Origin of the sequence: Actinoalloteichus spitiensis RMV-1378, assembly GCF_000239155.1 — a bacterium.
GTDB lineage: Bacteria > Actinomycetota > Actinomycetes > Mycobacteriales > Pseudonocardiaceae > Actinoalloteichus_B > Actinoalloteichus_B spitiensis.
Window position 1 is genome coordinate 1 of record NZ_AGVX02000465.1, and the last position, 4,627, is coordinate 4,627.

A 4,627-nucleotide genomic window follows, 5' to 3' on the forward strand; every position below is an offset into this window, starting at 1 on the left:
TGCCGCTCCCGCCCCCGCCACGGTGGCGGGGGTCGACCCCGGGCGGCCGGCCGCCGTCGAGCTCACCACGCACGGCGAAGGCGACCGAACGGCCCCGGGTCCGCCACCGGTTCCGGGTGACGGCGTGGGCCACGGGGACCAACGCGGCGGGCCACCAGGGCGGCACCACGGGGTCGGCCCGCAGGAAGTAGTGCAGCACGGTGCCGTCGAGCACGGGCTCCAGCCACACCTCCATCGTGCCGACCAGGGAACCGTCGACCCGCCACCGCACCCCCTCCACGCCCCGGTCCTCCTCCACCCGCAGCAGGAGACCCGGCCACCAGCCGGCCCAGCGCCGTTCGTCGCCGATGGCCGCGGCGGCCGAGGCGGGGGGCACGGCGAGGAAGGTGTCGTCGGCGATGTCGAGCACGGGCATGGTCGAACAGCGTGGCAGAGCCGGACCCCCGGCGGGGGCTCGCCCCGGCATCGGCCGTCCTCGCTGGAACGGCAGAATGGCCGTGCGGCCACCCGCCGGTCGGGACGGCCCCGGCTGGGAGGACACCGGTCGAGCCGACGTCCGTCGGATCGCGGTTGCCGGCCGAGAGCACGAGCCCGCGAGGAGGCACCTGTGCGCGAGTTCACCGTCCCCGCCAGTTCCACCGTGCAGGAGGAGGAGAACCTCACCGACGTGGTGTGGGCCAACGCGGACCGGTTCGCCGGTGCGGTCAGCCTGCGGCGCAGGGTCCGGGGGGCGTGGGTGGACGTGACGGCTTCCGAGTTCGCCGCCGAGGTGGTCGCCGCCGCCAGGGGGCTGGTCGCCGCCGGCCTCCACCCCGGCGACCGCGTCGCGCTGATGTCCCGCACCCGGTACGAGTGGACCCTGTTCGACTTCGCGGTGTGGACCGCCGGGGGCGTGACGGTCCCCGTGTACGAGACCTCGTCCCCCGAGCAGATCAGGTGGATCCTCTCCGACTCGGGCGCTCGGCTGGTGGTGGTCGAGTCCGACGAGCACCTGCGGCGGCTGGGGGAGGTGCGCGGTGATCTGCCCCGGCTGGCGTCGGTGTGGCGGTTCGATGACCCGGCGGCGGTCGGGGACGCCCCCGCTCCACCCTCCCCGGCGGCCGCCCTCGGCGTGGACGGGCTCGTCACCGCCCTCGTCGACGGCGGCGAGGCGGTCGCGGAAGCGGAGGTCCACGCCCGCGCGCGGGCGGTACGGGCCGACGACCCGGCCACCGTGATCTACACCTCGGGCACGACCGGACGCCCGAAGGGCGCGGTGCTGTCGCACCGCAACCTGTTGGCCCAGGTGAGGGCCGAGATGGCCTGCGCTCCGGAACTGCTGCGGCCGGGGAACTCGCTGCTGATGTTCCTCCCCCTAGCCCACGTCCTGGCCAGGGCGACCTCGATCGCCGCCATCCACGCCAGGACCACGTTGGGCCACAGCCCGGACACCAGGGACCTGATGAGCGACCTGCGCACCTTCCGCCCGACGGTGGTGGTCGGGGTCCCCCGCGTCTTCGAGAAGATCCACCAGGGCGCCAGGGAACGGGCCAGGGCGGCGGGTCGCACCAGGATCTTCGACCTGGCCGCCGGGACGGCGGTCGCCCACAGCCGGGCCCGGGACCGCGCGGGAGTCCCGCTGGGGCTCCGCCTCCGGCACGCGGTGTTCGACCGCCTCGTGTACCGGAGGCTGCGCGCCGCCACCGGGGGCCGGTGCCTGGCCGCGATCTCGGGAGGAGCCCCCCTCAACGAGCGGATCGTCCACTTCTTCCGGGGTGTCGGACTTCCCGTGTTGGAGGGTTACGGTCTGACCGAGACCTCCGCGGCGGCCAGCGTCAACACCTTCCGGGCGACCCGGATCGGCACGGTGGGCCGACCACTTCCTGGCACGACCATCCGGGTGGACGACTCCGGCGAGATCCTGGTGCGCGGCGAGATCGTCGCCGAGCGGTACTGGAACGACCCGGAGGCGACGCGGGCGGCCTTCACGGACGGCTGGTTCCGCACCGGGGACCTCGGGGAACTGGACCAGGACGGGTTCCTGCGGGTCACCGACCGGAAGAAGGACATCATCGTCACCGCGGCCGGCAAGAACGTCGCCCCCGCCGTGCTGGAGGACCGGTTGCGCGGCCACCCGCTCGTCGCGGAGGCGGTGGTGGTCGGCGAGGGTCGCCCGTACGTCGCGGCGCTGCTCACCCTGGACGCCGACGCGCTCCGCGCGTGGTGCGAGGAGCACGGGATCGCCGGCGATGACCGGGCCCGGTTCATCACCGACCCGCAGGTGCGGGCCGAGGTGGGACACGCGGTCGACGAGGCGAACCGGGCGGTGTCGGGCGCGGAGTCGGTCAAGCGGTTCACGCTGCTCGACGTCGACTTCACCGAGGCGGGCGGGGAGTTGACCCCGAGCCTCAAGGTCCGGCGGGCCGTGGTGGCGGAACGGTACGCGGCGGAGATCGAGGAGCTGTACCGGCGCTGACCCACCCGGGCTGGTGCTCCCCGGGACGCCAGGTGCCCGCCCGCACTCAGGCACGACGGTCGGCGGGCGCGGAGGTCGCGGATCCAGCGGTCAACCCCGGAGGAGCGAGGTCAGCCGTCCCGCCAGGGTCTCCCACCGCCAGTGCGTGGCCGTCCACCGCCTGCCGGCCTCCCCCATCGCCCTGGCCTGGTCCGGGTCGGCGAGCAGGTCCCCGACCCGGCGTTCGACGGCCGCCAGGTCGCGACCGTCGACCACGTGCCCCGTCACTCCGTCCCGCACGGTCTCGGGCGCGCCACCGGAGTCGCCGGCCACCACCGGGAGCCCGGTCGCCGACGCCTCCAGGTACACGATGCCCAACCCCTCGACGTCCAGGCCCCGCCCCCGAGTGCGGCAGGGCATGGCGAAGACGTCCCCGGCCGCGTAGTGCGCGGGCAGCTCCGCCCACGGCACCGACCCGGTCAGCACGACGTGTTCGTCCACGCCGTGCCGCACGGCGAGCCGGCGCAGCCTCTCCTCGTCGGGACCTCCTCCGACGATCAGCAACGCCGCGCCGGGAACACGCCGCCGGATCCCGCGCAGGGCGCCGACGAGCACGTCCTGCCCCTTGCGGCGCACCAGGCGCGACACGCAGACGACCACGGGCCGGTCCCCCAACCCGTAACGGGCCCTGACCTCGGCCCGGGCTCCCGGGTCCGGGCGGAACACCGTCGAGTCCACTCCGGACGGGAGGTGTTCGAGCGCGGCCCACCGCCCGAACGCGGCGGCGAACCTGCTCCTGGTGTACCGGCTCACGTAGGTGATCACGTCCGCGCCGTCGCCGATGCGGCGCAGCGCCTGCCGCCCCCCGGGGAGCATGGACCAGCCGACCTCGTGCCCGTGCGTGCTGGCCACCACGCGGTGCACCCCGGCCTCCCGCAGGGACGGCCCCAGCAGGGCCAGCGGAGCAGCCGCACCGAACCACACCACCTCGCAGCCCCGCGCCCCGGCGATGTCCCTGGCGCGGCGCAGCACGTCAGGGGTGGGCAACATCAGCCCGCTCCGGTGGCGCACCACCTCGAAGGGCTGCCTGGCGTCGAACTCGGCATCGGACTCGCCCGGGCCGTGCCACGCCGGCGCGTAGACGACGAGGTCGTCAGGGGGGAGCGCACCGGCCAGGGCGTGCAGGTAGGCCTGGATGCCACCGGGACGGGGCGGGAAGTCGTTGGTGACCAGCAACGTGCGGCGCACCGGGCGAGACTACACGGCCGGCCCGGCCACCCAGGGCCGGCGAGCGGAGGGCGGCGTCCCCACGGTGGCGGCCGTGGGACCGGTCTCGGGCATGTCCGCGCGTTGCTACCCCTCACCCGCGTGACAACGCCCGGCCGCGCCGCGAAGATCGGCTACCGTTGGTACATGGAAGCGCTTCGGAGGCTGTTGGGGAAGCCGGAGCGGACCACGACGAGCCGGTCCAGGCGGGAGTACCCGTTGTGGTGGCTGCGGCCGCACGACCGCCCGGTACGGCACGGCATCCTGCCGCACCACATCGGACGCCCGACCGAACCCGAGGGCTACCGAGCGATGTGCGGGGACGTGGTCTGGCCGGCTCCGTCGGACGCCAGTCCCCACGTGCCCCGCTGCGCCGTCTGCGTTCGGTGGGCACTGGCCCACGCGGACGAGACACCGCCGCAGGCCCCGTACCTCGGCGACGACGCGGACGACGACTGAGGCCTCGCGGCTCGCCCGGCGGGGCGTCCCGGGTTCACCGGTCGCCGTCACCCTTGCACCAGGGGCACGTGACCGCGCCGTCCCTGGTGTGGATCACGCCGGACCCGTTGCACGGACCGCACATGATCGCGAGCAGCATCGACATCAGCATCAGCGCCCCTCCCTACCCCCGGTCGCGCTGCCGCCGGGGAACGCTCCGACCACGCCGAGGCCGCCCCCGAGCGTAGCGACTCTCAGTGATGTCGAGGTACCTCTGCGCGGTCACTTCGGCCCGGTTGTCGGTGGGCGGCCGATCTGGCACGACGAAGTGCTCCCCCGGTTGATCAGCAGGACCAAACCCTGCTCCGTTCGGCTCCGAACAACAGGGGAGGGCCTCGTTCCGCTCCGCCGGGCAAGGGGAGTCGGGCCCCCGACACCGTGCGCGCGGCCCGAGGTCTGCCACGGCGGACCTCGGGCGGCGGCGGGGGC

4 protein-coding genes are annotated in these 4,627 nt (G+C 74.6%); 2 read left to right on the top strand and 2 right to left on the bottom strand.

Going from position 1 to position 4,627, the window contains the following annotated elements:
* Positions 1-415, bottom strand: a 415-nt coding sequence (locus tag ACTIDRAF_RS0219220) for a hypothetical protein (RefSeq protein WP_016700350.1), incomplete at its 3' end; no start/stop codon positions are given.
* Between the two features lie 192 nt (positions 416-607).
* Between ACTIDRAF_RS0219220 and ACTIDRAF_RS0219225 the strand changes: the two genes are divergently transcribed.
* Positions 608-2,455, top strand: a complete 1,848-nt coding sequence (locus ACTIDRAF_RS0219225; protein ID WP_016700351.1) for an AMP-dependent synthetase/ligase — start codon at positions 608-610, stop codon at positions 2,453-2,455.
* Between the two features lie 90 nt (positions 2,456-2,545).
* Here ACTIDRAF_RS0219225 and ACTIDRAF_RS0219230 read toward each other — a convergent pair whose 3' ends face one another.
* Positions 2,546-3,682 (bottom strand): glycosyltransferase family 4 protein, encoded by a 1,137-nt coding sequence (locus ACTIDRAF_RS0219230; RefSeq protein ID WP_016700352.1) that lies wholly within the window; start codon positions 3,680-3,682, stop codon positions 2,546-2,548.
* A 165-nt stretch (positions 3,683-3,847) separates the two neighbouring features.
* Here ACTIDRAF_RS0219230 and ACTIDRAF_RS0219235 point away from each other — a divergent pair, with 165 nt between their 5' ends.
* On the top strand, positions 3,848-4,159 hold the full coding sequence (locus ACTIDRAF_RS0219235; protein ID WP_157163145.1) for a hypothetical protein: 312 nt from the start codon (positions 3,848-3,850) through the stop codon (positions 4,157-4,159).
* Positions 4,160-4,627: the final 468 nt, after the last annotated feature.

Excerpts from the sequence above, each read along its gene's own strand:
- ACTIDRAF_RS0219235 (WP_157163145.1), top strand. The coding sequence starts at position 3,848 with ATGGAAGCGCTTCGGAGGCTGTTGGGGAAGCCGGAGCGGACCACGACG.